The 25,523-nt window shown below is 68.5% G+C and carries 28 protein-coding genes and 1 pseudogene; 17 read left to right on the forward strand and 12 right to left on the reverse strand.

Annotated features, from left to right (window positions below; all coding sequences use genetic code 11):
* Positions 1-21: 21 nt before the first annotated feature.
* The 3 genes and pseudogenes from ABD858_RS18360 to ABD858_RS18370 form a co-directional block, all read right to left on the reverse strand.
* The gene (locus ABD858_RS18360; RefSeq protein WP_345044323.1) at positions 22-1,602 is read right to left on the reverse strand and encodes an IS1182 family transposase; all 1,581 of its coding nucleotides are present in this window, start codon (positions 1,600-1,602) and stop codon (positions 22-24) included.
* Positions 1,603-1,660: 58 nt separating this feature from the next.
* Positions 1,661-1,984: pseudogene (locus ABD858_RS18365) on the reverse strand (2OG-Fe(II) oxygenase family protein); the annotation flags it as partial.
* A gap of 130 nt (positions 1,985-2,114) precedes the next feature.
* Positions 2,115-2,516, reverse strand: coding sequence for a PLD nuclease N-terminal domain-containing protein (locus tag ABD858_RS18370; RefSeq protein WP_345038819.1), 402 nt, complete (start codon positions 2,514-2,516; stop codon positions 2,115-2,117).
* 88 nt (positions 2,517-2,604) lie between these two features.
* Here ABD858_RS18370 and ABD858_RS18375 point away from each other — a divergent pair, with 88 nt between their 5' ends.
* The 3 genes from ABD858_RS18375 (at position 2,605) to ABD858_RS18385 (ending at position 5,906) form a co-directional block, all read left to right on the forward strand.
* On the forward strand, positions 2,605-4,056 hold the full coding sequence (locus ABD858_RS18375) for a menaquinone biosynthesis decarboxylase (protein ID WP_345038822.1): 1,452 nt from the start codon (positions 2,605-2,607) through the stop codon (positions 4,054-4,056).
* Positions 4,057-4,135: 79 nt separating this feature from the next.
* Positions 4,136-5,038, forward strand: coding sequence for a menaquinone biosynthesis prenyltransferase MqnP (gene mqnP, locus ABD858_RS18380; RefSeq protein ID WP_345038824.1), 903 nt, complete (start codon positions 4,136-4,138; stop codon positions 5,036-5,038).
* 202 nt (positions 5,039-5,240) lie between these two features.
* A complete protein-coding gene (locus tag ABD858_RS18385; protein WP_345038827.1) occupies positions 5,241-5,906 on the forward strand; it encodes a UbiX family flavin prenyltransferase in 666 nt (221 codons plus the stop codon).
* Here ABD858_RS18385 and ABD858_RS18390 read toward each other — a convergent pair.
* Positions 5,903-6,046, reverse strand: a complete 144-nt coding sequence (locus ABD858_RS18390) for a hypothetical protein (RefSeq protein WP_345038829.1) — start codon at positions 6,044-6,046, stop codon at positions 5,903-5,905. The genes ABD858_RS18385 and ABD858_RS18390 overlap by 4 nt on opposite strands.
* A 124-nt stretch (positions 6,047-6,170) precedes the next feature.
* Here ABD858_RS18390 and ABD858_RS18395 point away from each other — a divergent pair, with 124 nt between their 5' ends.
* From ABD858_RS18395 to ABD858_RS18415, 5 genes are all read left to right on the forward strand, one after another.
* Positions 6,171-6,626, forward strand: coding sequence for an Lrp/AsnC family transcriptional regulator (locus ABD858_RS18395; protein ID WP_345038831.1), 456 nt, complete (start codon positions 6,171-6,173; stop codon positions 6,624-6,626).
* Positions 6,627-6,675: 49 nt separating this feature from the next.
* Positions 6,676-7,839, forward strand: coding sequence for an aminofutalosine synthase MqnE (gene mqnE / locus ABD858_RS18400; protein ID WP_345038832.1), 1,164 nt, complete (start codon positions 6,676-6,678; stop codon positions 7,837-7,839).
* Positions 7,840-7,971: 132 nt separating this feature from the next.
* Positions 7,972-8,565 carry a GNAT family N-acetyltransferase gene (locus ABD858_RS18405; protein WP_345038834.1) on the forward strand — a complete coding sequence of 198 codons (594 nt, stop codon included), beginning with the start codon at positions 7,972-7,974 and terminating at the stop codon, positions 8,563-8,565.
* 18 nt (positions 8,566-8,583) lie between these two features.
* Positions 8,584-8,877: a DUF4229 domain-containing protein gene (locus ABD858_RS18410; protein ID WP_345038837.1), complete on the forward strand. Its 294-nt coding sequence runs from the start codon at positions 8,584-8,586 to the stop codon at positions 8,875-8,877.
* Between the two features lie 265 nt (positions 8,878-9,142).
* A complete protein-coding gene (locus tag ABD858_RS18415) occupies positions 9,143-10,474 on the forward strand; it encodes a dicarboxylate/amino acid:cation symporter (RefSeq protein ID WP_425586221.1) in 1,332 nt (443 codons plus the stop codon).
* A 51-nt stretch (positions 10,475-10,525) separates the two neighbouring features.
* On the opposite strand, the gene ABD858_RS18420 is transcribed toward ABD858_RS18415, so the two are convergent.
* Both ABD858_RS18420 and ABD858_RS18425 read right to left on the reverse strand, forming a co-directional pair.
* Positions 10,526-11,284 carry a class I SAM-dependent methyltransferase gene (locus ABD858_RS18420; RefSeq protein ID WP_345038841.1) on the reverse strand — a complete coding sequence of 253 codons (759 nt, stop codon included), beginning with the start codon at positions 11,282-11,284 and terminating at the stop codon, positions 10,526-10,528.
* 140 nt (positions 11,285-11,424) lie between these two features.
* Complete coding sequence (locus ABD858_RS18425) at positions 11,425-11,628, reverse strand: cold-shock protein (protein ID WP_003967102.1); 204 nt, start codon at positions 11,626-11,628, stop codon at positions 11,425-11,427.
* A 271-nt stretch (positions 11,629-11,899) separates the two neighbouring features.
* Between ABD858_RS18425 and ABD858_RS18430 the strand changes: the two genes are divergently transcribed.
* Complete coding sequence (locus ABD858_RS18430; RefSeq protein ID WP_345038844.1) at positions 11,900-12,763, forward strand: menaquinone biosynthetic enzyme MqnA/MqnD family protein; 864 nt, start codon at positions 11,900-11,902, stop codon at positions 12,761-12,763.
* Positions 12,764-12,787: 24 nt separating this feature from the next.
* Here ABD858_RS18430 and ABD858_RS18435 read toward each other — a convergent pair whose 3' ends face one another.
* Positions 12,788-13,834 (reverse strand): alpha/beta hydrolase, encoded by a 1,047-nt coding sequence (locus tag ABD858_RS18435; protein WP_345038847.1) that lies wholly within the window; start codon positions 13,832-13,834, stop codon positions 12,788-12,790.
* A 180-nt stretch (positions 13,835-14,014) separates the two neighbouring features.
* Here ABD858_RS18435 and mqnC point away from each other — a divergent pair, with 180 nt between their 5' ends.
* Together mqnC and ABD858_RS18445 are read left to right on the forward strand one after the other, a co-directional pair.
* Positions 14,015-15,214, forward strand: coding sequence for a cyclic dehypoxanthinyl futalosine synthase (mqnC, locus tag ABD858_RS18440; protein ID WP_345038849.1), 1,200 nt, complete (start codon positions 14,015-14,017; stop codon positions 15,212-15,214).
* Between the two features lie 7 nt (positions 15,215-15,221).
* Positions 15,222-15,875, forward strand: coding sequence for an amidohydrolase family protein (locus ABD858_RS18445; protein WP_345038851.1), 654 nt, complete (start codon positions 15,222-15,224; stop codon positions 15,873-15,875).
* A gap of 18 nt (positions 15,876-15,893) precedes the next feature.
* Here ABD858_RS18445 and ABD858_RS18450 read toward each other — a convergent pair whose 3' ends face one another.
* From ABD858_RS18450 to ABD858_RS18460, 3 genes are read right to left on the reverse strand one after another with little or no spacing between them, the layout of a single operon-like run.
* A complete protein-coding gene (locus ABD858_RS18450; protein WP_345038854.1) occupies positions 15,894-16,721 on the reverse strand; it encodes a DUF3152 domain-containing protein in 828 nt (275 codons plus the stop codon).
* On the reverse strand, positions 16,711-17,571 hold the full coding sequence (locus ABD858_RS18455) for a hypothetical protein (RefSeq protein ID WP_345038856.1): 861 nt from the start codon (positions 17,569-17,571) through the stop codon (positions 16,711-16,713). The genes ABD858_RS18450 and ABD858_RS18455 overlap by 11 nt, the downstream gene beginning before the upstream one ends.
* A gap of 9 nt (positions 17,572-17,580) precedes the next feature.
* Positions 17,581-18,093, reverse strand: a complete 513-nt coding sequence (locus ABD858_RS18460) for a SigE family RNA polymerase sigma factor (protein WP_345038858.1) — start codon at positions 18,091-18,093, stop codon at positions 17,581-17,583.
* A gap of 169 nt (positions 18,094-18,262) precedes the next feature.
* On the opposite strand from ABD858_RS18460, the gene ABD858_RS18465 reads away from it, so the two are divergent.
* A complete protein-coding gene (locus ABD858_RS18465; protein ID WP_345038860.1) occupies positions 18,263-18,955 on the forward strand; it encodes a demethylmenaquinone methyltransferase in 693 nt (230 codons plus the stop codon).
* A 30-nt stretch (positions 18,956-18,985) separates the two neighbouring features.
* Here the strand turns inward: ABD858_RS18465 and ABD858_RS18470 are convergent, their stop codons facing one another.
* On the reverse strand, positions 18,986-19,492 hold the full coding sequence (locus ABD858_RS18470) for a GNAT family N-acetyltransferase (RefSeq protein ID WP_345038861.1): 507 nt from the start codon (positions 19,490-19,492) through the stop codon (positions 18,986-18,988).
* Between the two features lie 97 nt (positions 19,493-19,589).
* On the opposite strand from ABD858_RS18470, the gene ABD858_RS18475 reads away from it, so the two are divergent.
* A complete protein-coding gene (locus tag ABD858_RS18475; protein WP_345038863.1) occupies positions 19,590-20,876 on the forward strand; it encodes a geranylgeranyl reductase family protein in 1,287 nt (428 codons plus the stop codon).
* A 107-nt stretch (positions 20,877-20,983) separates the two neighbouring features.
* Here the strand turns inward: ABD858_RS18475 and ABD858_RS18480 are convergent, their stop codons facing one another.
* Entirely contained in the window at positions 20,984-21,823 is an 840-nt protein-coding gene (locus ABD858_RS18480; RefSeq protein WP_345038864.1) for a C40 family peptidase, read from the reverse strand.
* Between the two features lie 660 nt (positions 21,824-22,483).
* Between ABD858_RS18480 and ABD858_RS18485 the strand changes: the two genes are divergently transcribed.
* The 4 genes from ABD858_RS18485 to ABD858_RS18500 are packed head-to-tail and all read left to right on the forward strand — an operon-like array spanning position 22,484 to position 25,500.
* Positions 22,484-22,843, forward strand: coding sequence for an NADH-quinone oxidoreductase subunit A (locus tag ABD858_RS18485; protein ID WP_345038866.1), 360 nt, complete (start codon positions 22,484-22,486; stop codon positions 22,841-22,843).
* Positions 22,844-22,862: 19 nt separating this feature from the next.
* Positions 22,863-23,417: a NuoB/complex I 20 kDa subunit family protein gene (locus ABD858_RS18490; protein WP_345038868.1), complete on the forward strand. Its 555-nt coding sequence runs from the start codon at positions 22,863-22,865 to the stop codon at positions 23,415-23,417.
* Complete coding sequence (locus ABD858_RS18495; protein WP_345038870.1) at positions 23,414-24,142, forward strand: NADH-quinone oxidoreductase subunit C; 729 nt, start codon at positions 23,414-23,416, stop codon at positions 24,140-24,142. Before ABD858_RS18490 ends, ABD858_RS18495 begins: the two co-directional genes overlap by 4 nt.
* Positions 24,143-24,189: 47 nt before the next feature.
* The gene (locus tag ABD858_RS18500; protein ID WP_345044677.1) at positions 24,190-25,500 is read left to right on the forward strand and encodes an NADH-quinone oxidoreductase subunit D; all 1,311 of its coding nucleotides are present in this window, start codon (positions 24,190-24,192) and stop codon (positions 25,498-25,500) included.
* The last annotated feature ends 23 nt before the right edge of the window (positions 25,501-25,523 follow it).

The raw sequence follows: 25,523 nt of genomic DNA on the forward strand, positions 1-25,523 counted from the left end.
GAGGCCGGGCGGCCCTTCTGGTCATCCGGTGGCCGGGGCGAGGTGCCAGGTGTCGCCGGTGCGGGTGAGTCCGAGGTTGATCAGTCGGCGGAGGTTGAGGGCGGCGGCTCGGGTGTGGAGCCAGGTGTCGTTGGCGATGGTTCCGCGGTAGCGGAGTTTGCGGTTGCCGTGGTGGACGAGCCAGGCGACGGCGCGTTCGACCGGTGGTCTCCAGCGGCGGTAGTCGGCTTGCCAGTCGGGGTCGGTAGCGGCCTGGCGGCGGGCGGCTGCGAGCAGGTCGTGGTGTGGGCGGATGGTCAGGATGCGGCCGGCCTTGGCCTTGGTGCACCGCTCGCGCAGGGGACATCCGGCGCACAGTTTCCCGAAGGCCGCCTTGCGCTGGTGGTGCTGTCCGCCGGGGTCTGACAGGGGGACCGTGTGTCCAGCGGGGCAGGTCACCGTGGCGGCGGCGGTGTCGATGGCGAAGTCGTCCAGGGTGAAGCCGCCGGGGACGGCCGCCCGTAGCGGGGCGGGCTTGAGGAACAGCCGGTGCCCTGCGTCTTCGAGGGCCTGGCGGGCATCGCCGGTGGAGTAGGCGGTGTCGCCGAAGGCGTCCACCGGCCCGTCCTCCTCGGCGAGAAGGTCCAGGCCGACGGTGGCCTCGTGGTGCTCTGGGCCACTGCCGGGCCGCAGGGCGACGGCGGTGTATAACCCGGTCTCGGGCTCGATGGCCAGGTGGGCCTTGAAGCCGTCTTGCTGGTGGGTGCGGGTTTTGTGGATGTGCCGGGCCTCGGGGTCGACGGTGGAGACCATCCGGTCCTGCGCGGTGCCACGGGTGATGCGCCAGCGCCCGTCGCGGCCGTCGGAGTCCTCGGCGGGTTCGACGTCTTGCCCGGCGACCAGGGCCAGGATGCCGACGGCATTCGCGGCCTTCTCGCCCAGCTCCTGCTCGGGCAGATGCCCGAGCAGCCTGAGCGCGTCACTGACCAGGGCATCAACAAGCGTGGCGCGGGCCTGCTCGTCATTCCAGGCGATCCTTGGTTTGCCCGGGTCGCTGTAGTCATGCGCGGTGCACTGCACGGCTGCCACCTCAGCGGCCCCGGGGACCTCGCGAATTACCGCGCGGACGGCGGCGATGATCTGGGTGACGGTGTCCTGGGTGGCGACCGCATCGTCCAGCACCGTGGAGTCCAGCGCCCGCCGGTGCTTGCCCTTGAGGACACCGGTGGCCTTCACCACCTCGCGCACCGTCTCGAAGACACGGTTCGGCCGCACCGAGCGGGCCAGCCGGCGCCGGAAGTAGGCCAGCAGCGACGGATCGAACGCCATGTCGTGCAGGCCCAGCCCGCACGCGGCCTTCCACCTCAGGTCACACCGCAACTCCTGGACCGTCTCGAAGTCCGACAGCCCGTTAAGGGCCTGCAGCGTGATCGCCGCGGCCAGGATCTGCGGCGGCATGCTCGGCCGCCCGTTCGCCGACGGGTACATGTCCTCGAACGTCTCCGCCGGGAACAGCGCGCCGCGATGCTCGGCCAGGAACGCGAACACACTGCCTGCCGGGATCAACTCCCGGCAGGTCTCCCACACATCCGGCCCGACCGTCTCCCCGGCCCATTCCCCCATCACCACGAGAAAGAGTCTGGCCCCGCCGCTCACGCGGCGGGGCCAGAACCCAAGATCTTCATGAGTCTTCTAGAGGCCCTGTCCGGCCCGTCATGCCATGCCATGCCAGGCCGATCGCGTCCGGCTTCTCCCGCAGATTCGTGTGCGAGTCCACCCCGCCGAGGCGCGTGCCCGGGTCGCACTCGTCGAAGTGCACCGGGGCGGCATTCAGCTCCTCGGCAGGTGCGGCGAGGGGAGGCGGCAGCATCCGGTGCCGCCCCGAGCGCCGGCGTCCGCCCGCCCAGCGGGCCGTCAGATCACCGATGTTGATCGTGAACGCGTCCGGGTCGTACGGCGCGTCCTCCCAGCCGCCGTCCTGCAGCCCGCCCCTCCCCCCGACGCGACGAGTCTCACCGAGGCCCGAGCTGACCACGCCGCGTTCGTCGCCGAGAACCCGAAAGACCCGGACTCCGTCGTGCACGGCGGTCCGGGTCTCTGGCAGGCCGCGGCGCAGCGGCAGCTCGGCGATCTTTTTAGGCCTTCGGCGAGGTGTCGTCGTCCTTGCCGCCGTTCTCGCGGCGCTTGAGTTCCTCCTCGCGGCGCCGCAGGTCGGCCTCCCAGTCCTTCAGCAGCGCCTCGTCCTTCTTGTTGTCTTCCCTCAGCGAGGCCAGGAACTCGGGGTTGTCGTCGGGGGCGACGAACTGCGTGCGGTGGTTGCGGTGCCATTCGGACGGCGTGCCGCCACCGGCCGGGGCGCGCCGCAGCTTGCCCGCGGCCAAGTACACGATCGGGCCAACGATCGGGAAAAGCAGGATGACGATCACCCACACCACCTTGGGGAGGTGCTTGATCTCGTCCTCAGGGGTGTTCAGGCAGTCGATGAAAGCGAAGATCGTCAGCGCGATCGAGAGGATGTAGGGCAGTGATCGGATCACGGTGGAGCAAGCCCCCCAGCGGCTTCGTCGGGGCGGCGACCCGCCCCGGTGACGGGTCCAGCGTAGTGGGTGACCGATACTGGACCGCATGGCTTACGACGATCTTCGCTCGCTGCTCCGGGCGCTGGAACGCGAGGGTGACCTCAAGCGCATCAAGGCCGAAGTGGACCCGTACCTGGAGGTCGGAGAGATCGTCGACCGGGTGAACAAGGCGGGTGGCCCGGCGCTCCTCTTCGAGAACGTCAAGGGCTCCTCGATGCCCCTGGCGATGAACGTGTACGGCACCGACCGTCGGTTGCTGAAGGCGCTCGGCCTGAAGTCCTACGACGAGATCAGCGAGAAGATCGGCGGCCTGCTGCGCCCCGAGCTGCCGCACGGATTCGTCGGCGTCCGCGAGGCCTTCGGCAAGCTCGGCGCGATGACGCACGTACCGCCGAAGAAGGTGAAGGACGCCCCGGTCCAGGAGGTCGTCCTCACCGGCGACGACGTGGACCTCGACCGGCTGCCCGCGCTGTTCACCTGGCCCGAGGACGGCGGCTCCTTCTTCAACCTCGGTCTGACGCACACCAAGCACCCGGAGACCGGGATCCGCAATCTCGGTCTCTACCGGCTCCAGCGCCACGACAAGCGCACCATCGGCATGCACTGGCAGATCCACAAGGACAGCCGGAACCACTACGCCGTGGCCGCCAAGAGGGGCGAGCGGCTGCCCGTCGCCATCGCCTTCGGCTGTCCGCCGGCCGTGACGTACGCGTCCACCGCGCCGCTGCCCGGGGACATCGACGAGTACCTCTTCGCCGGTTTCGTACAGGGCCGGCGCATCGAGATGGTCGACTGCAAGACCGTCCCGCTCCAGGTCCCGGCGCATGCGGAGGTCGTGCTGGAGGGCTGGCTGGAGCCCGGCGAGATGCTGCCGGAAGGTCCCTTCGGCGACCACACCGGCTTCTACACGCCGCAGGAGCCCTTCCCGGCACTGACCATCGACTGTGTGACGATGCGGAGGCGTCCGCTCCTCCAGTCGATCGTGGTCGGCCGCCCGCCGACGGAGGACGGCCCGCTGGGACGGGCCACGGAACGTTTCTTCCTGCCGCTGCTGAAGATCATCGTGCCGGACATCGTGGACTACCACCTGCCCGAGTCGGGCGGCTTCCACAACTGCGCGATCGTTTCGATCGAGAAGAAGTACCCCAAGCACGCGCAGAAGGTCATGCACGCGATCTGGGGCGCGCACATGATGTCGCTGACCAAGCTGATCGTGGTGGTGGACGCCGACTGCGATGTCCACGACCTCCACGAGGTGTCGTGGCGGGCACTCGGCAACACGGACTACTCCCGCGACCTGACCGTCGTCGAGGGCCCGGTCGATCACCTGGACCACGCGTCGTACCAGCAGTTCTGGGGCGGCAAGGCGGGCATCGACGCGACCGCGAAGTGGCCCGAGGAGGGCTACACCCGGGACGGCGGCTGGCCGAACATGGTCCTCCCGGACCCGGAGACGGCCGAACGAGTGACAAAGCGCTGGAAGGAGTACGGGCTGTGACGGGGAGCAGGAATACGGGGTTCGGCAGCGCGGTACCGGGGTTTCCCCGCCGGCGCGGGGGCGAACCGGAGTACGGACTGTGAGCACCTCCGCCGCCGCGGTCCCGCAGCCGGGCCGGACCCGGGCGTTCCTGCGCCTGGTGATGATCGAGCACTCGGTCTTCGCGCTGCCCTTCGCGTACATCGCCTCCCTCACGGCGATGTTCCGGCTGGACGGCCGCATCCACTGGGGCGATCTGCTGCTGGTCACCGTCGCCATGGTGGGCCTGCGGACGTTCGCGATGGCCGCCAACCGGATCATCGACCGTGAGATCGACGCCCGTAACCCGCGCACCGCCCACCGTGAACTCGTCACCGGGGCGGTCTCGGTGCGCTCCGCGTGGACGGGCGCGCTGATCGCCGTCGTGATCTTCCTCGGGGCGGCCGCGCTGCTGAACCCGCTGTGCCTGGCCCTGGCCCCCGTCGCGGTGGTGCCGATGGTGGTCTATCCGTACGGCAAGCGGTTCACGAACTTCCCGCAGGCCATCCTGGGCCTGGCCCAGGCGATGGGCCCGGTCGGCGCCTGGCTCGCGGTCACGGGGGAGTGGTCCTGGGAGGCCGTGGTCCTCGGCCTCGCCATCGGCATCTGGATCGGCGGCTTCGACCTGATCTACGCCTGCCAGGACGTGGAGTCGGACCGCGCCGGGGGAGTGAAGTCGGTCCCGGCCCGCTTCGGCATCCCGGCCGCGCTGTACGGCGCGCGCGGCTGCCATGCGGTCACCATGGCCCTGCTCGTCTGGTACGCCCTGGTCACTGACGGTGGTGCGTTCCTCTGGCTGGGCCTGGTGATCGTCGCTGGCGCGTTCCTCTACGAGCACACGATCGTGAAACCCCATGACCTGTCCCGCCTGAACAGGGCCTTCTTCACTGTCAATGGTGTGATCGGGATCAGCCTGTTCCTCTTTACGCTGATGGATCTGCTTGCACGTGGGCTCACGGTGTGACTACTCGATCGTGTGATCGGCCGCTGTTTCTCAGCGGCCGGCCCGAGGTGCGGCTGGCGTTGCGGGATTGTCCCCGCATATGCGGGGATGTTCCGCCGTTCACGGTCAAGAAGGCGCGGTTCAGCCGGTCGGCCCCGCATGCGCGGGGGTTCTGGTCCGGCGGCCCGACTCGGATGTCCGGCCGCCGGATAGGCTCGGCGTCATGAACGACGGCAAACGCATCCCCTGGGTCGTCGGTGTGTCCGGGGCGTCCGGGACGCCGTACGCGGCGTCGGTGCTGCGCGGGCTGCTGGCGGCCGGGGAGAGCGTGGACCTGGTGGTCAGCCGTGCCTCGCGGCTGACGCTGCTCGACGAGACGGGGATCGCGTTCCGGGACGCGCACTGGCGTGACGATCTGACGGCCTGGCTGGCGCGTGGCGCGGACGGGAAGCCGGACACCTTCGAGGTGCCGGTGGACGACGTACGGTACTGGGCCGCGGGGGATCTGGCGGCGGGGCCGTCGTCGGGCTCGTACCCGGTGAAGGGGATGCTGATCGTGCCGGCGTCCACGGCCTGTGTGGCCGGAGTGGCGCTGGGCCTGTCGAAGGATCTGCTCCAGCGGGTGGCGAGCGTGACGCTCAAGGAGCGGCGCAGACTGGTGATCGCGGTGCGGGAGACCCCGCTGAGCGGGCAGACCCTCAAGCACCTGGTCGCGCTGGACGAGGCGGGAGCCGTGGTGCTGCCCGCCTCGCCGGCGTTCTACGCGGGGGCGACGCACATCCAGGATCTGGTGGACTTCGTCGCGGGGCGGGTGCTGGACGCGGCAGAGGTGCCGCACAAGCTGTACCGCCGTTGGGAGGGAGAGCTCGGTGGCTCTCGGGGGGCTTAGTTCTTCTTGGCGCCGCGTGCGAAGCGGGCCCGCAGCGGGGCAAGGCGCGAGGCACTGCCGAAGGGACGGGCGGCACGCGAGCGGTTGGCCTCGTCCTGCAGCTGGCGCATGCGGGCGTATGCCATCTCGATCGTGTACACGGTGAGATCACTCCTGAAAGATCGTCGTTGATCCGGTGAACGATTCACAGGGTGTCGGCCCTGTGTGCCTTAGATTCTATACGTAAACTCGCGGTACTGCTGAACAATGGAAGGCTTCAGGTATATGGACGCCGTGGATAGGCAGCTCATCCAGGCCCTGCGGGAGAACGGCAGGGCCTCCTACGCCGAGCTCGGCCGGCTCGTAGGGCTCTCCGGACCCAGCGTCACCGACCGGATCAACCGCCTCGAGGCGGCCGGGGTCATCACCGGCTACCGCGCCACCGTCGACGCCCCCTCGCTCGGCCTCGGTGTGACGGCCCTGGTCGGCATCTCGCTCTCCGACGCCGCCGACCACGAGGACGTCGCGCGCCGGCTGAAGGACCTCGGCGAGATCGAGGACTGCTGGTTCATCGCGGGCGAGGACTCGTACATGCTCAAAGTGCGGGCGACGGACGTCGACGGCCTGGAGAAGATGATCCGCCGGCTCTCCGGCACCAAGGGCGTCTCCCGTACGCGTACGACGATCGTGCTGTCCACGAAGTGGGAGAACCGGGTCGGCGAACTTCCCGAGGAGGCATAGGGCTACGGTTGGTGGAGCCTGAAGAGTAGACGTATGGGAGGCGGCCGGGATGGACGCTGGGCTCAAGCGTGAGCTGGAGGAGAAGGTCCGGTCCGGGGAGCGGCTGACCCGCGAGGACGGTATCGCCCTCTACGAGTCGGACGACCTGGCGTGGCTCGGCGGACTCGCCCACGAGGTGCGTACGCGCAAGAACGGCGATGTCGTCCACTTCAACGTCAACCGCCACCTCAACATGACGAACGTGTGCACGGCGTCGTGCGCGTACTGCTCGTTCCAGCGCAAGCCGGGCGAGAAGGACGCGTACACCATGCGCATCGAGGAAGCCGTCCGCCTCGCCAAGGCGATGGAGAACGAGAACCTCACCGAACTGCACATCGTCAACGGGCTCCACCCCAACCTGCCGTGGCGCTACTACCCGCGGTCGCTGAGTGAGCTGAAGAAGGCCCTGCCGAACGTCTCGCTGAAGGCCTTCACCGCCACCGAGATCCACCACTTCGAGACCATCTCGGGCCTGTCCGCCTCGGAGATCCTGGACGAGCTGATCGAGGCGGGCCTGGAGTCGCTGACCGGCGGCGGTGCCGAGATCTTCGACTGGGAGGTCCGGCAGCACATCGTCGACCACCGCACCCACTGGGAGGACTGGTCGCGCATCCACCGGCTCGCGCACGAGAAGGGTCTCAAGACCCCCTGCACGATGCTCTACGGCCACATCGAGGAGCCGCGGCACCGCGTCGACCACGTCCTGCGGCTGCGTGAACTCCAGGACGAGACCGGCGGCTTCCAGGTCTTCATCCCGCTGCGCTACCAGCACGACTTCGTGGACATGAAGGACGGCAAGGTCCGCAACAAGCTGCAGGCGCGCACCACGATGGCGACCGGTGCGGAGGCGCTGAAGACCTTCGCGGTCTCGCGCCTCCTCTTCGACAACGTCCCGCACGTCAAGGTCTTCTGGGTGATGCACGGAGTCCAGACCGCTCAGCTCGCGCTCCAGCACGGCGCGGACGACATGGACGGCTCGGTCGTCGAGTACAAGATCACGCATGACGCGGACAACTACGGTACGCCGAACAAGCTGACCCGCGACGACCTGCTGGACCTGATCCGCGACGCGGGCTTCCGCCCGGTCGAGCGGAACACCCGCTACGAGATCATCCGCGAGTACGACGGCCCGGACCCGGCCCGCCGCGAGTCGCCGCAGCCGATGCGCGTCTGACCTCGCGGGGTACCGCCCCCCGTCCCCGTTTCCCGCCCCGTGCCATGGCTCCGCCGCGGTACGGGGCGGTGCTGTTGTCCGCTGGGCGGACGGGGGTTGAGGATGGGCTGAGGTAATAAGTAGTCTCCGGATGTGCCACTTACATTTCAGCTGGATCCGAAGGTCGACCCCGCTCTGCGAGACGGGATCGCCGCCCTCTGGACCGATGTCAGCAACGCCGGCGGAGCCGTCGGATTCGTACCGCCCGTGACCACCGAGGACATCCGGCCCGAACTGGTCGGACACCTGGCCGCGATGGCCGAGGGGCGGACCCGGCTGCTGGTCGGGCACGACGAGAAAGGCGCCGTCGCCGCGACCGCCTTCCTCACGTACAACGGACACCGGCTGATGAGGCACTGGATCTGGTTGTACACCGTGATGGTGCACCCCGACCATCAGGGCAAGGGCTACGGGCGCGACCTGATGGCCGCCGCCGAGGAGGCCGCGCGCGGTTTCGAGGGCGTCGAGGCGATCCGGCTCACCTGTCGCGGCGGTACCGGTGTCGACCGGTTCTATGCCTCCTGTGGGTACAAGGAGGTCGGTCGGGTGCCCGGCGCCATACGGGTCGGCCCGGAGGACGACCGCGACGACGTCATCATGCTGCTCCCGCTGAACCGATTCGGGATGGAGCCCCCTCAAATGGGCACAGAGGGGTCGTGCTTCACTGGTGGGCGCGATCTGTCGTAGGGAGAAGAGAGAACAGCCGTGTCCGCTGCAAAGCCGAGCGCCACAATCCGGTACACCGCCATGCGCCTGGGCGTTTTCGTCGGCTGCTTCGTCGTCGTCGCGGGCCTCGTCCAGTTCGGAGTGCTTCCCTCCGGGCTCGGCGACTCCAACTTCATCTGGGTCGTCCTGCTCTCCCTCGTCGTCTCCGCGCCGCTCAGCTTCGTGCTGCTGCGCAAGCAGCGTGACGAGATGTCGGTCCAGATCGTCGAGAAGGTCGACCGGGCCAAGGCCCGGCTGGACGCCAACAGGGCCCAGGAGGACGACGCCGCGTAAGGTTCGTCACAGACCTCGACGCCCCAGGCCGAAGCACCCGCTTCGGCCTGGGGCTCTGTCGTTTCCGGGCACCTCCGCCTCAAAGCAAGGCTTTGAGAATCTCAAAGTTCAAGTGTTAACGTGTTCAGCATGAAGTCAACGTGTCGCCGCATGTCCGCGGTCTGTTGCCGCACGGTCTGAGCCGGCCTTCTGCGGCGGCGCGCCCCGTCAGCACGGGCGCCGCTCCCTTCTGTCCCCCCGTAATGCCTTGCGTCCACACCGGAGTGTGTCCGTGTCCGCGAACTCCAAGTCCGCGATATCCCCCAGGTCCATATCGGCCAAATTCCCCTTCTGGGCCCAGATCGTCACCGGTCTGGTGCTCGGCGCCCTGCTCGGCTGGATCGCCCGCAGCCAGGACATCGGCTGGCTCTACACCGCCCTCGACAAGGTGGGCCACCTCTTCGTCCAGCTGCTGAAGCTGGCCGTCGGCCCGCTGGTCTTCTTCGCCATCCTGGTGTCGATCACCAATCTGCGTAAGGTCAACAACGCCGCCCGGCTGGCCTCCCGCACGCTGCTCTGGTTCATGATCACGTCGCTGATCGCGGTCGCCATCGGCCTCACGATCGGCCTGATCACCAACCCGGGTGCGGGCACCGGCCTCACGCCGAAGGACGGCAAGCTTCCCGAGCATGCGGGCTCCTGGCTCGACTTCCTCACCGGCATCATCCCGACCGACGTCGTCACGCCGTTCACCGAGCTGAACGTCCTGCAGATCGTCTTCATGGCCGCCGTCGCCGGCATCGCCGCCCTTCAGCTCGGCGACAAGGCCAAGCCGATCCTCACCCTCAGCGAGTCCGTGCTGGAGCTCCTCCAGAAGGCTCTGTGGTGGGTCATCCGCCTCGCCCCCGTCGGCACGGTCGGCCTCATCGGCTACGCCATCGCCGACTACGGCTGGGACCTGATCGGCAAGTACGCGACCTTCACCGCCGACGTCTACATCGGCTGCGCGCTCGTCCTCTTCGGCGTCTACCCGCTGCTGCTGGCGACCGTCGCCAAGGTCAACCCGCTGCACTTCTTCAAGGGCGCCTGGCCCGCCATCCAGCTGGCCTTCGTCTCCCGGTCCTCCGTCGGCACCATGCCGGTCACCCAGAAGGTCACCGAGCGTCTCGGCGTTCCGAAGGAATACACCTCCTTCGCGGTCCCGTTCGGCGCGACCACCAAGATGGACGGCTGTGCCGCCATCTACCCGGCACTCGCCGCGATCTTCATCGCGCAGATCTTCGACGTCCAGCTGAGCATCGGCGACTACATCCTGATCGCCTTCGTCTCGGTGATCGGCTCCGCCGCCACCGCCGGTCTCACCGGCGCCACGGTCATGCTGACCCTGACCCTCTCCACGCTGGGCCTCCCGCTGGAGGGCGTGGGTCTGCTGATGGCCATCGACCCGATCATCGACATGGTCCGCACCGCCACCAACGTGGCCGGCCAGGCGCTGGTCCCGGTTCTCGTCGCGGCCCGCGAGAAGATCCTGGACCTGGACGCCTACAACGCGGCGAAGGCGTCCCCCGTCGACGCCGTGGACGCCGACGAGAAGGTGGCCGTCCCGGTCGCCGCGTGACGCCCGACAGCATGCCCCTGAGCGCCCCGGATCACGTCCGATCCGGGGCGCTCAGGGTTTCCGTGCCTCGATCAGGAAACGGGCGGTGTGCGCCACGAACGGGCCGCCGGCCTCGATACGGGTGTGGAGAGCCCGGAGCTCGGTGCGGTAGCGGTCGACGGTGAAGCCCGGGACCATCCAGATCACCTTGCGCAGGAAGTAGATCACCGCGCCGATGTCGAAGAACTCGGTGCGCAGCGACTCCGAGCGCAGATCGACGACCTCCAGACCGGCGGCTCCGGCGGCGGCACGGGCCTCGTCGGGATGGCGCCTGCGCCGTACTTCCTCGGGCTGCGGGCCGAGGAAGTACTCGACGAGCTCGAAGACGCCGGCCGGGCCGACCTGCTGGGAGAAGTACGTACCGCCGGGCTGGAGCACCCGGGCGATCTCCTCCCACCAGGCCTTCACCGGGTGGCGGCTGACCACCAGGTCGAAGGCCTCGTCGGCGAACGGCAGCGGCGGTTCGTCCTCGTCGGCGACGACGGCGACCCCGAGCGGGTGCAGCAGCCTGGTCGCCCTGGCGACGTTCGGCGGCCAGGACTCGGTGGCCACGGTCAGCCGCGGCAGCTTCGGCACCCCGGCGAGGACCTCGCCGCCGCCGGTCTGGATGTCCAGCGCGGCGGAGGCCCGGGCCATCCGTTCGGCCATCATCCGCTGGTAGCCCCAGGAGGGGCGCTGCTCGGTGGCCCGCCCCTGGAGCCAGGCGAAGTCCCAGCCCTCGACAGGGGCCGCCTCGGCCTCTCTCACCAGCTCTTCGAACGATCGCGCCATGTTCCGATCCTCGCAGCTCCTCTTTGCGGCGGCTGCCCGATGCGATGAGATGTCGCAGGAAAGGCAGGAGCCCCGTTCCATGCGGAACGGGGCTCCTTGGGTACTGCTAAGAGTAGGGCGCGATCGCCGACCGGCGAAACTTAGGCCGGGGTGACGTTCTCAGCCTGCGGGCCCTTCGGGCCCTGGGTGACGTCGAAGTTCACGACCTGGTTCTCCTCGAGGGAGCGGAAGCCAGAGGCGTTGATCGCGGAGTAGTGGACGAAGACATCCGGGCCGCCGCCGTCCTGGGCGATGAAGCCGAAGCCCTTTTCAGCGTTGAACCACTTGACGGTTCCGGTAGCCATGAGCCCTCCTTGGGCCAAAGGGTTGCCCTGCTCCAGAACCTGCAAACAAGTCTGAAAACTACAAAAGCCTGCGGGTTACATGCTCCGCAGACTCTGTACTGCAAGGGAAACCAAACTGCAACTTGCGTCGAGCGTAGCACGCAGAGTGTCCAGGAGGACAGAGGGAGAGATCACTTCACCCGAATGTCCCAAAGGTGGTTTCGGTAGCCGAATGGGCGGGCACGCCGCCCCCGGCGGGGTCCGCCGGTGAGCCCGGGTCTAGTGTCACGACGTGGACAATGCAACGGACGACCACCCCCGCCGCAGCCGGCCGCGCGTCGGCCACATCCAGTTCCTGAACTGTCTGCCCCTCTACTGGGGGCTGGCCAGGACCGGCACGCTCCTGGATCTGGAGCTGACCAAGGACACGCCGGAAAAGCTCAGCGAGCAGCTGGTCCGCGGCGATCTCGACATCGGCCCGATCACCCTGGTCGAGTTCCTGCGCAACGCCGACGGGCTGGTCGCCCTGCCGGACATCGCGGTGGGCTGCGACGGTCCGGTGATGTCCTGCGTGATCGTGTCCCAGAAGCCGCTGGAGGAGCTGGACGGGGCGCGCGTGGCGCTCGGGTCCACGTCGCGCACCTCCGTACGCCTGGCCCAGCTTCTCCTTGCCGAGCGGTACGGCGTCACGCCCGACTACTACACATGCCCGCCCGACCTCGGCCTGATGATGCAGGAGGCGGAGGCCGCCGTGCTGATCGGGGACGCCGCCCTGCGTGCCTCCCTGCACGAGGCGCCGCGGCTCGGTCTGCAGGTCCATGACCTGGGGGTGATGTGGAAGGAGTGGACCGGGCTGCCCTTCGTCTTCGCGGTGTGGGCGGTGCGCAAGGATTATCTGGCCAAGGAGCCGATGGTGGTCCGCAAGGTGCACGAGGCGTTTCTGGCCTCGCGCGACCTTTCTCTGGAGGAGGTCGCCAAGGTCGCCGAACAGGCGGCCCGCTGGGAGGCCTTCGACGCGCCGCTGCTGGAGCAGTACTTCACCACGCTAGACTTCCGTTTCGGGGTCGATCAGCTGCGGGGCGTACGGGAGTTCGCCCGGCGGACCGGACCGACCACCGGCTTCGCGGCGGACGTGGCGGTCGAGCTGCTCGACTGAGGTGCTCCACGCGGTTCGAGGGTTCTACGCTGCCGGGATCGGCGCCTGCATATGGGCGCTGATCCAGCCGATGGTGCCGTCACCCATGCCCTGGACGTAGGTCCTGGCGTTGTGGTGGCCGTTCGGTATGACCTGGAGTCGGGTCTTCACCGCACCTTTTCCATATATACGGATGAACCTCTTCACTTTGTTGACGCCGGACTCCCTGGAGCCGATCTGGAAGGCGAGGTAGACATCCGGGCCGCCCTGGGAGGTGAGTGCCTCGGCCAGCCTCTCCGGGTTGTTCTCCTGGCGTTCCTTCTCATGGCCTGCCCACAGTGGCGAGTCCGGCACGATGTCGGGACCCGAGGCGATTACGGCCTTGAATTTGTCCGGATTCTTCAGTACGGACTTCAGCCCGGCGAAACCACCGGATGAAGATCCCATGAACGCCCAGCCGTCCCTGGATGTGAAGGTCCGGAAATTCGCCTTCACGAAATCGGGTATGTCCTCGGTCAGCCAGGTGCCCATTTTCGGTTGACCCGGAATGTCGCTTCCGTCGTAGTAGTACCTGCTGTCGGGGTTCAGGACCGGCATCACGACGATGAAGGGCAGGCTTCTGCCCTCCCGGGACCAGCGGCTGATACTGCTCTGCAGCTTCAGATCGGTGCCCATCCAGTAGTTCTTGGGGTAGCCGTTGCCGCCGGGCAGCGCGATCAGCACCGGGAAGCCGCTCCTGGCGTAGCGGGGTTCGAAGTACTGCTTCGGCGCCCACACCCACACCCGGCCCGTGAAACCCGACTTCCTGCCGTGGAGAGTGGTCACGCCGATCTTCGTGCCGTCGTCGACGGTGTTCTCCGTGGTGAACTCCGCCTTGGGGCCCGTCGGCATCAGGGTCCCGGCCACGGCCGGGGACGCCGTCGGCCCGGGGCTGCCGCCCCCGCCGGTGCGGCTCTTGCCGGTGCCGCTCGGAGCGGCGGGCGTGCTCGGATTGTCGAAACTGACTGGCGCGCCCTGCGCCGAGCAGCCCGCGACCAGAGCGACCGATCCGAACGAGGCGGTGGCTGTCAGGGCGATGGCCAGACGTTTCATGTGCGGGCTCCGGTGGCTGCGGTCGGACAAGAAGTGCGAATGTATGAAGGGCGCTCAGGAAGATGCCGGAACCGGCGGATCGGTTCGGCCGCCGGGTGCCCGCCGGGCGCCCGCAGCTCGCCGGAAGGGCTGGCGTAGGCTTGCTCGGTCCGTCCACAACCCGCCGAAAGGGACACCCCGGTGACCGAGAAGGCCGACCTTCAGTCCGTCCTCGACCGTGCCGCGGAGGGTGGGCGGATCACCCCCGAAGAGGCGCTCGACCTCTACCGCTCCGCGCCGCTGCACGCGCTGGGCGCGGCCGCCGACGCCGTACGCCGCCGCCGTTACACCGGTACGGGCCACATCGCGACGTACATCATCGAGCGGAACATCAACTACACCAACGTCTGCGTCACGGCCTGCAAGTTCTGCGCCTTCTACGCCGCGCCCAAGGACACCGCCAAGGGCTGGACCCGCGACCTCGACGACATCCTGCGCCGCTGCGCCGAGACCGTCGAGCTCGGCGGCACGCAGATCATGTTCCAGGGCGGTCACCACCCGGACTACGGCGTCGAGTACTACGAGAAGCACTTCTCGGCCATCAAGAAGGAATTCCCGCAGCTGGTCATCCACTCCCTCGGCGCGTCCGAGGTCGAGCACATGGCCCGTATCTCCGGCGTGTCCGTCGAGGAGGCCATCAAGCGCATCCACGCCGCGGGCCTCGACTCCTTCGCCGGCGCCGGCGCCGAACTCCTGCCCGAGCGGCCGCGCAAGGCCATCGCCCCGCTGAAGGAGTCCGGCGAGCGCTGGCTGGAGATCATGGAGATCGCCCACAAGCTCGGCGTGGAATCCACCTCCACCATGCTGATGGGCACCGGCGAGACCAACGCCGAGCGGATCGAGCACCTGCGCATGATCCGCGACGTGCAGGACCGTACGGGCGGCTTCCGCGCCTTCATCCCGTACACCTACCAGCCCGAGAACAACCATCTGAAGGGCCGCACCCAGGCGACCATCTTCGAGTACCTGCGCATGATCGCCATCGCGCGGCTCTTCCTCGACAACGTCGCCCACATCCAGGGTTCCTGGCTCACCACCGGCAAGGAGATCGGCCAGCTCTCGCTCCACTACGGCGCGGACGACCTGGGCTCGATCATGCTGGAGGAGAACGTCGTCTCCTCGGCCGGCGCCAAGCACCGCTCCAACCGCCTGGAGATCATCGACCTGATCCGCCGCGCGGGCCGGGTCCCGGCGCAGCGCTCCACGACGTACGAGCACCTCGTCGTCCACGACGACCCGGCGAACGACCCGGTCGACGACCGCGTCGTCTCCCACCTCTCGTCGACCGCGATCGAGGGCGGCACGGCCCACCCCGAGCTGAAGCTCCTCACCTCCGACTGAGGTCGCGTTGCTGACGATTCACGCCGCGGACCTGCTCCTGCCCGGTGCCGGGCTCGCCCCGGTACCGGACGGGGCGGTCGCTGTCGACGGCCGCGGGATCGCGGCCGTCGGCCCGTACGAGGACCTGGCGGCCGAACGTCCCGGAGCGCGGGTGCGCCGCTGGCCCGGCATCCTCACGCCCGGCCTGTGCAATCCGTACGGCCCCGAGCTGTTGGAGCGTGCCTACCACCCCGACCCGCGCGAGGCCGGCGAGCTCGGCACCGAGCCGATCACGGGCGACGCGCTGGCCGCGCTGGACATGACCGAGGCCAGATGGGGCGCCAGCGCCCGGCGCGGGGTCCAGCGGATGATGGCGCACGGAACGGTTGCGGTGGCGGGCGATCTGTGGCGCCCCGCGGTGGTGGACGCCGTGCAACGTGCCGGGCTGAGCATGCAGGAACGCTTCGAGGAACCCGAAGGCACCCCGTCCCTCGACCCCTTCGCCTCGCGGCCGGTGGACGACGCCTTCCTGCCGCCGCTGGGGCCCGAGGGCCGCGACGCGACCTTCGCCATCTTCGACGTACCGACGACCGGCGACCCGTGCGAGGCCCTTGCCGAGCACGGTGCCGGCACGTGCGTGGCCACGGTGCTCGGCGGGCGGCTGGTCTACCGGGCGCGCTGACGGCGGGCGGGGCCGGGCCTACGGGACGGCCGGGCCGCCCAGATACCTGCCGTCGGCGTCGTACGGCCAGGCGTTGGACACGCAGCCCTTCAGCCCCTTGATCTGCTGCATCATCGCCGGGGCGGGACGACCCGGCCCGGGGCAGGTCTCGTGGCCGTGGCCCAGCCAGTGGCCCACCTCGTGGTTGACGATGAGCGCGCGGTAGTCGGTGACGGGGCCGTCGAACTGAGGCGATCCCTGCAGCCACCGCTTGAGGTTCACCACCACTGCGGTGCCGGCCCGGCAGTTGACCTCGCCGCGAGTGTGCAGGCCGTACGCCCCGCAGAGTCGGTCGACGGTGGCCGGGGTGGCGATCCGTATCACGAAGTCCGCCCGGCCCGTGTCGACCGGGCGGAAGGCGTGGGTGCCGTCCCGCGTCCAGCCGCGTGCGTCGCCGAGGACCGCGCCTATCTCGGCTGCGGCGCCCCGTACGGAGAGCCCGGTGCCGTCCTCGATCTCGACGCGGTAGCGCTGAACCGTGCCGGTGCCGTACGTCCGGCCGTCGGCGGGGGCGGCGGTGAAGGTTCCCGGCCCCGATTCGGGAAATGCCGTGGCGGGTCCCGGCGTGGGCCCCGGATCAGGCCTCTCCTCGGATGTCGGCACGGGCTTTTCCGTCGTGGCACGGGCCGACGGCGACGCGGAGACCCGGTCCTCGTCCTGACGCGACGAACCGTCCAGGGCCGACACGACGGCGACCCCGCCGGTCAGTGCCGCGCCGGACACGGCCAGCCCCGTCAGGATCCGTATGCGGGCCCGCCGTCGGCGGGCTCGCCGCGCCGCCCGTCGGCCCCGGGGCTCAGCCGCCATGAACCGACCTGACCTTCTTCTCCATCGGATGCCGGTCCGCTTCCTCGACCAGATCGAGGAATCGGGGGTCCTTGACGACGTCCAGCAGTTGAGCGTTGGTGACCGGCGCTGAGGTGTTCGAGACCTCGTCCGGGGAGATCGACAGCATGACACGACTGGAGCCGTAGCGGAAGGTGACCTGGGTCTCGGTGATCGTGCCGGAGTCTGTCGGAGCGGTGCTCGCACGGGCTCGGATGCCGCCGGGCAGGGTGTCCGTCGCGCAGACCATTTTCTTGGCCGCGATGCAGGGGTTGTCGCCGTCCTCCGCCTCCGACGGCCGTACCGAGAAGATGACGACGAACGTCCTCCCGGCATTCGTGGCCTGGTAGCGGCGCACTTCGAGGTCGGTCCGTTGCACAGTTCCGACGGCCTCGGGCAGCAGGTCCTGGAGGACGCCGACGGCCTGATCCTGGAAGCTCTCCTGCCGTGCCCGCTCGGCGGGCGGCAGGTCGGCCATCGACGTCTCGCCCGGCTTGGGCACGATATGGACCGGAGGCCGGCCCGTGGGCGTGGGTGGTGTGGCCACCTGTCCGACGGGCGTGGGTGGTGCGGACGCCTGCCCGACCGTCGCCCGCGGCTGCCCCTGCCCTTCGTCCCCCGGCAGGGTGACCGCTCCGGCCACACCGAGCGCGGCGACACAGAGCACCCCGCCGACGGCTGCCAGCCGGACGCGCGCCGTACGGCGGCGGCCCTGGGCGACAGCCGGGCCCACCAGGTCGGGCAGCGGGGGAAGTGCGGCGGTCGTCCGGTCCATGGCGTCCCGCACCAGCAGGACGTCGTGCTCGTCCATGTGGTCCTCGTCGAATCCCATGACGTCTCCTCAGCCTTCCGTGGCGTAGATGTGGGCCTCGCCCAGCCGGGCGCGCAGCCGCGTCAGCGCGCGCGAGCACTGGCTCTTGACCGTTCCTTCGCTGCACTGCAGCAGTTCGGCGACCGTCTGGACGCTCAGGTCCTCCCAGTAGCGCAGGACGACCATCGCCCGGGCACGGGGTGGTAGTTCGGCCAGCGCCGACAGCAGCGTCACGCGCAGGTCGGCGTACTCGGGTACGCGGGGCGGAACGACGTACGTGTGGGCCAGGAAGTCCCGCAGCCGGCGTCGCCGCTCGGCGAGGAAGGTGCGCGTCAGCACGGTCTTCGCGTAGGCCTCGGGATGGTCGGCGACGGACGCCCGCCGCCAGTGCTGGAACAGCTTCGCAAGGGTCGTCTGCGTCAGATCGCGTGCGGTGTCGGCGTCCCCGCACAGCAGGTATGCGGTCCGGTACAGCCTGCGCTGGTTCGCCCGGGCGAACGACTCGAAGTCGTGTCCCGAGCCGTGTTCGGTGCCTGGCGGCATCCATCCTCCCCTTCACGCCGTGGCTTACGCCCTTGTCCTGAGCGCTGCCGCACGGAAAAGGTTGAGAACGAATTTCCGGCCGCCGCTTCCCGGGGCCCGGCCGGTGGCCACAGGCGGCGACACGCCCCCTGCGGGCGTCCGCGGCACGGCAGCAGGACAGAATGGGAACGTGACTCGCGCAACCTTGGACAAGAAGCCGCACGAGGTCGCCACGATGTTCGACGACGTGGCGGCGAACTACGACCTGACCAATGACGTGCTCTCGCTGTGGCAGGACCGGCGGTGGCGCAAGGAAGTCGCGAAGGCGGTGAACGCACGACCGGCACAGAAGGTGCTGGACCTGGCCGCCGGCACGGCGACCTCCTCGCTGCCGTTCGCCGCGACCGGGGCGTATGTCGTGCCCTGCGACTTCTCCTTCGGCATGCTGCGGGAGGGCAAGAGGCGCCATTCGCACCTCCCGCTCACCGCGGGCGACGCGACGAAGCTGCCGTTCAAGGACGACACCTTCGACACGGTGACGATCTCCTTCGGGCTGCGCAACGTCGTCGACACGGACGCCGCGCTGCGCGAGATGTACCGGGTGACCAAGCCCGGCGGGCAGGTCGTGATCTGTGAGTTCTCACAGCCGACGTGGGCGCCGTTCCGCACCGTCTACACCGAGTACCTGATGCGTGCGCTGCCGCCGGTGGCCAGGGCGGTCTCGTCGAACCCGGAGGCGTACGTCTACCTGGCCGAGTCGATCCGTTCCTGGCCCGACCAGCCCGGTCTCGCCGCGCGGCTGCAGGAGGCCGGCTGGTCGAAGGTGGCCTGGCGCAATCTGTCCGGCGGGATCGTGGCGCTCCACCGGGGCTTCAAGCGTTAGGGGGTGTCCGGCATGATCCGCCGGACACCTCTAGAGCTCCAGCCGGAAGCAGTGACCGGTCCGCTGCGACACCGGGGTCGTGAAGGTCTCGGCGAGCTCCATGCCGAGTCGTCGTATCACCGCGATGGAGCGTTCGTTGCGTGCGTCGACCATCGCGACGACGTTGCGCACGCCCGCCTTGCGTACCCGCTCCAGGGCGGTGCGGGCGGCGGCGGTGGCGTAGCCCCGGCCCCAGGCGGACCGGGCCAGCCGCCAGCCGATCTCGATCTCACCCGCCGGACCCCACTCGTGCGGCCAGGGCTGGGCGCCGGTGAAGCCCATGACCTCGCCGTCCGCGTCGAGGACCGTCCACAGACAGAAGCCGCGTTCGGCGTCGTGTCTGCGCTGTCGTGCCGTCAGTTCCTCGTACACGGAGGGCTCGGCGGGCACGCCGCCGTGGAACTCCATGACCTCCGGGTCGGCGAAAATCCGGTGCCAGACGAAGGCGTCCTCCTCGGTGGGCACACGCAGTTGCACGGAGGGAAGCGTTCGGCTCATGGGACGGCCCTTCGGATTGTCGATCAGTACGCACCCATAGACTTCTCATGTCCAGTGCTTTTACGCACGCGAAATCGAGTCTTCGGGAGAACCCGCCGTGACCGAGCCCCTCTCCGAGCACACCGCGGATGTGATCGTCGTCGGGGCCGGCCCAGCCGGTTCGACGACCGCCTACTACCTGGCCAAGTCCGGGCTCGACGTGCTTCTGCTCGAGAAGACCTCCTTCCCGCGGGAGAAGGTCTGCGGCGACGGCCTCACGCCCCGTGCGACCAAGCAGCTGGTGTCGATGGGCATCGACATCTCGGAAGAGGCCGGCTGGCTGCGCAACAAGGGCCTGCGCATCATCGGCGGCGGCGTCCGCCTCCAGCTGGACTGGCCGGAGCTCGCCAGCTACCCGGACTACGGACTCGTCCGCAAGCGCGACGACTTCGACGAGCAGCTGGCCCGCCAGGCACAGAAGGCCGGCGCCCGCCTCTACGAGCGGTGCAACGTCGGCGCGCCGGTCCTCGACGACCGTACGGGCCGGATCACCGGTGTGCACGCCAGGCTCGGCGAGGAGAAGCGGGACGTCACCTTCCACGCGCCGCTCGTGGTCGCCGCGGACGGCAACTCCTCGCGGCTGTCGCTCGCGATGGGCCTGCACCGGCGCGAGGACCGGCCCATGGGTGTCGCGGTGCGCACGTACTTCACCTCGCCCCGCCATGACGACGACTACCTGGAGTCCTGGCTGGAGCTGTGGGACCGCCGCGGACCCGGCGAGGACAGGCTGCTGCCCGGCTACGGCTGGATCTTCGGCATGGGCGACGGCACGTCCAACGTCGGGCTCGGCGTGCTCAACACTTCCGCCTCCTTCAAGGAGCTGGACTGGCGCGAGGTCCTCAAGGCCTGGTGCGCCTCGATGCCCGAGGACTGGGGCTACACACCGGAGAACATGACCGGCCCGATCCGCGGCGCCGCGCTCCCGATGGCCTTCAACCGCCAGCCGCACTACACCAAGGGACTGCTGCTGGTCGGCGACGCGGGCGGGCTGGTCAACCCGTTCAACGGTGAGGGCATCGCCTACGCCATGGAGTCCGGCCAGATCGCGGCGGACGTCATCGTCCAGGCGCACGCGCGCCAGACCCCGGCGCAGCGCGAACTGGCGCTGCGGGCCTACCCGAAGATCCTCAAGGACACCTACGGCGGCTACTACACGCTGGGCCGCGCCTTCGTGAAGCTCATCGGCAACCCGAAGATCATGAAGCTGGCGACCCAGCGCGGCCTGACGCACCCGCTGCTGATGAAGTTCACGCTGAAGCTGCTCGCGAACCTCACCGACCCGACGGGCGGCGACGCGATGGACCGCATCATCAACGGCCTGTCGAAAGTGGCCCCGAAGGCCTGATCCCCGATACGGCGAAGGGCTGCCGTTCCCCGGCAGGGGAGCGGCAGCCCTTTCGTGTCCGTTATGGGGTTCCTCCTGCTCGAGCGAAGCCGAGAGCTCGGAGATGGTCAGAGCATGCGGACCGCGCCGGTCGGCGGGTCCCAGTCCATGCTGCGCTCGACGACGCCCGTGCTGGAGTTCTGCGCGCCGATGAACTTGCCGCCGCCCACGTAGATGGCAACGTGGTAGGCGCTGCCGCGGCTGCCCCAGTACAGGATGTCGCCCGGCTGGAGGTTGCTGAGCGAGACGGAGGTGCCGCGCAGCGACTGGTCCTGCGACATGCGCGGCAGGTCGATGCCGATGGAGCGGTACGCGGCTCCGACCAGGCCGGAGCAGTCCCAGGCGTTGGGGCCGGTCGCGCCCATGACGTACGCGTCGCCGAGCTGGGCGCGTACGAAGTCGACGACGGCGGCGGCGGAGCCGGTGGCCGTGGAGCGGGTGGTCGTGGAGCTGTAGGAGGCCTGGGTGGCGGTGGAGGAGGACTTGCTGAGCGTGGGGCGGTCGGCGGTGCGCGAGGCGCGCTCCGCGGCGGCGGCGCGGGCCGCGGCCTCTTCGGCCTTCCGCTCGGCCTCGGCCTTGCGCAGGGCCTCGTTCTTGGCCTTCTTCGCGGCCTTCGCGGCGGTGCCCGCCGCGGCGTCCTGCGTCGTCCGGAGCTCGTGGTCGAGCGCGGCGGCCTGGCTGGCCTCGGCGGACTGCGCGACGGCGTCGGCGAGTCCGGAGGTGAGCCCGGACGGGTCGAGGACCGGCATCTCGATGGTCTCGGTCACCGGCTCGGCATTCGCCGGTCCGGCAGCACCGGCCACCGCGATGGTGCTGAGGACGCCACCGGCAACTCCGGCGCGGAGCGAGACCTTCGAGGTGCCGCGACGGGGCTTCCGGTGGCTGGGTATGTGAGCGGTGAGGGACATAAGTCCACCGCTATCAGGCTGCACGGCTCCCTTCAAGAAACGTGGTATGCGCCACAGTTGGATTCGAGACGGCTTAATCCTGGCGCTTGAAGCCTTTATTGACGCCGTAACGGGCAATTCGGACAGGGCTCCGCAGCCCTGTGATCACGGGTTTTCTGTAAAACGTCCGAATTGACCGGCACTTACCATCTGTTGGCGAACTTGGCCAAGCCCACTTTGTTGACGGGTCATAAGAGAGTGGTGCAGGTCACATTCCGGAGCTCCGATTGCGGGGGCTGGTTCTCGTGAACGCGTGCACGTGTCAACTTGCCGCCGCGAGACTCGCTCGTCGGGGTGGGGTGGGTGCTATATCACCCGTCCGAGTCCATCGCGAATTTGCGCGCAAGGCTTCGTCCTTGATAGAGCAAACGCCCTCTGACCTGCGTCGAACGCTTTGAATGTCACATCTGGTGACTGGTCGAGTGCTTCACGTGCATAGATCACCGATCATCCGACTTCATGATCCTTCGACAGGTGGTGGAGATCACAAAGACGTTGTTGTACCCCGTGTCGCAGATCACAGACCGGCGGGCATAGGATGCGCAGCGTCGGGCTTGTGAACTGCCTCACATGTTCCCGGTGCGGTCCAACGGTCAAGGACGACTGGAAGGAGCGAGGAGCGTGAATGCCTACACGCCCATCCTCGTGCTCGGCGCCCTCGGGGCAGGGTTTGCGATCTTCTCCGTGGTCATGGCCACGCTTATCGGCCCAAAGAGGTACAACAGGGCCAAACTGGAAGCGTACGAGTGCGGTATCGAGCCCACTCCCGCGCCGGCCGGAGGCGGTCGCTTCCCGATCAAGTACTACCTGACGGCGATGCTCTTCATCGTCTTCGACATCGAGATCGTCTTTCTCTATCCCTGGGCCGTCACTTTCGACGCCCTGGGGGTTTTCGGGCTCGTGGAGATGCTGCTCTTCGTGCTCACCGTCTTCGTCGCCTACGCGTACGTCTGGCGGCGCGGCGGCCTGGAATGGGACTGAAGGGTCTGAGGGGCCACCAATGGGACTCGAAGAGAAACTGCCGAGCGGTTTTCTGCTGACCACCGTCGAACAGGCCGCGGGTTGGGTGCGCAAGGCATCCGTCTTCCCCGCAACCTTCGGCCTCGCCTGCTGTGCCATCGAGATGATGACCACCGGCGCCGGCCGATACGACCTCGCCCGCTTCGGCATGGAGGTCTTCCGCGGCTCTCCGCGCCAGGCCGATCTGATGATCGTGGCCGGCCGGGTGAGCCAGAAGATGGCGCCGGTCCTGCGGCAGGTCTACGACCAGATGCCGAACCCCAAGTGGGTCATCTCCATGGGTGTTTGCGCTTCATCAGGTGGAATGTTCAACAATTACGCGATCGTACAGGGTGTGGACCATATCGTCCCGGTCGACATCTATCTGCCGGGATGTCCGCCCCGGCCCGAGATGCTGCTGGACGCGATCCTCAAGCTCCACCACAAGATCCAGACCTCCAAGCTCGGCGTGAACGCCGAGGAGGCGGCCCGTGAGGCGGAGGAGGCGGCCCTCAAGGCGCTTCCCCTCATCGAGATGAAGGGGCTGCTCCGGTGAGCGAAGAGCACCTCAACGGCAACAACGTCCCGGCCCAGCGTGATGACGTGGGCGAGGTCATCGGCGTCCGCAAGGGCATGTTCGGCGCCGGCAACGGCGGCGACACCTCCGGCTACGGCGGCCTCGTACGGTCCGTGCGGATGCCCGGTGCCACGAGCCGCCCGTACGGAGGATGGTTCGACGAGGTCGCCGACGAACTCGAGGGCGCCCTGGAGGAGCAGGGTCTTCTCCCCGAGAACGCCATCGAGAAGACGGTCGTCGACCGCGGCGAACTCACCTTCCACATCGCCCGCGAACATCTGGTGCGAGTCGCCAGGACCCTGCGCGACGACCCGGCCCTGCGCTTCGAGCTCTGCACGGGCGTCTCCGGTGTCCACTACCCGGGCACTGTGTCTCCTCAAAACGTGGGCCGCGAGCTGCACGCCGTCTACCACCTGCGCTCGATCACCCATAATCGGCTGATCCGCCTCGAGGTCAGTGCCCCGGACGCCGACCCGCACATCCCGTCCCTGGTCGCGGTCTATCCGACCAACGACTGGCACGAGCGCGAGACCTACGACTTCTTCGGCCTGGTCTTCGACGGCCACCCCGCCCTCACCCGGATCATGATGCCGGACGACTGGCAGGGCCACCCGCAGCGCAAGGACTACCCGCTCGGCGGCATCCCCGTCGAGTACAAGGGCGCCCAGATCCCGGCTCCGGACCAGCGGAGGTCGTACTCGTGACCACCCCGAACACATCGCCCAACCCGTCATCGAGTCCCTTCGGGACGCTGCGGTCGTCGCGTGACACCACCGAGGGCGCCGTCTACACGGTCACCGGTGGCGACTGGGACGAGATCGTCCAGGCGGCGGCCAAGGCCGACGACGAGCGCATCGTCGTCAACATGGGTCCGCAGCACCCGTCCACCCACGGCGTGCTCCGGCTCATCCTGGAGATCGACGGCGAGACGGTCACCGAAGCCCGCTGCGGCATCGGCTATCTCCACACCGGCATCGAGAAGAACCTCGAATTCCGGAACTGGACCCAGGGCACCACCTTCGTGACGCGCATGGACTACCTCACCTCGTTCTTCAACGAGACGGCGTACTGCCTGGGCGTCGAGAAGCTGCTCGGCATCGAGGACCAGGTCCCGGATCGCGCCACGATCATCCGGGTGCTGCTGATGGAGCTCAACCGGCTCTCCTCGCACCTGGTGTGCATCGCCACCGGCGGCATGGAGCTCGGCGCCACCACCGTCATGATCTACGGCTTCCGGGACCGCGAGATGATCCTGGACCTGTACGAGCTGATCACCGGCCTGCGGATGAACCACGCCTTCATCCGGCCCGGCGGGCTCGCGCAGGACCTGCCGCCGGGCGCGGTCGACGCGGTGCGCGAGTTCGTCAAGAAGATGAAGAAGAACATGCCGGAGTACGACAAGCTCGCCACCGGCAACCCGATCTTCAAGGGCCGTATGCAGGGCATCGGCTATCTGGACCTGGCCGGCTGCATGGCGCTCGGCGCCACAGGACCGATTCTGCGGGCCGCCGGACTGCCGCACGACCTGCGCAAGGCCCAGCCGTACTGCGGCTACGAGAACTACGACTTCGACATCCCGACCGCCGACACCTGCGACTCCTACGGCCGCTTCCTCATCCGGCTGGAGGAGATGCGCCAGTCGCTGCGGATCATCGAGCAGTGCCTGGACCGCCTCCAGCCCGGCCCGGTGATGGTCGCCGACAAGAAGATCGCCTGGCCCGCGCAGCTGGCGCTCGGCCCGGACGGGCTCGGCAACTCGCTGGACCACATCAAGAAGATCATGGGCACCTCGATGGAGGCCCTGATCCACCACTTCAAGCTGGTCACCGAGGGCTTCCGGGTCCCGCCCGGGCAGGTCTACACGGCCGTCGAGTCGCCCAAGGGAGAACTGGGCGCGCACGTCGTGAGCGACGGCGGAACCCGCCCGTACCGGGTCCACTTCCGTGATCCGTCCTTCACCAACCTTCAGTCCATGGCGGCGATGTGCGAGGGCGGCATGGTCGCCGACGTCATCGTCGCCGTCGCGTCCATCGACCCCGTGATGGGAGGCGTCGACCGGTGACAGCAACACCTGCCGATCGGGAG

It is taken from the genome of Streptomyces sannanensis, from assembly GCF_039536205.1.
Lineage (GTDB): Bacteria > Actinomycetota > Actinomycetes > Streptomycetales > Streptomycetaceae > Streptomyces > Streptomyces sannanensis.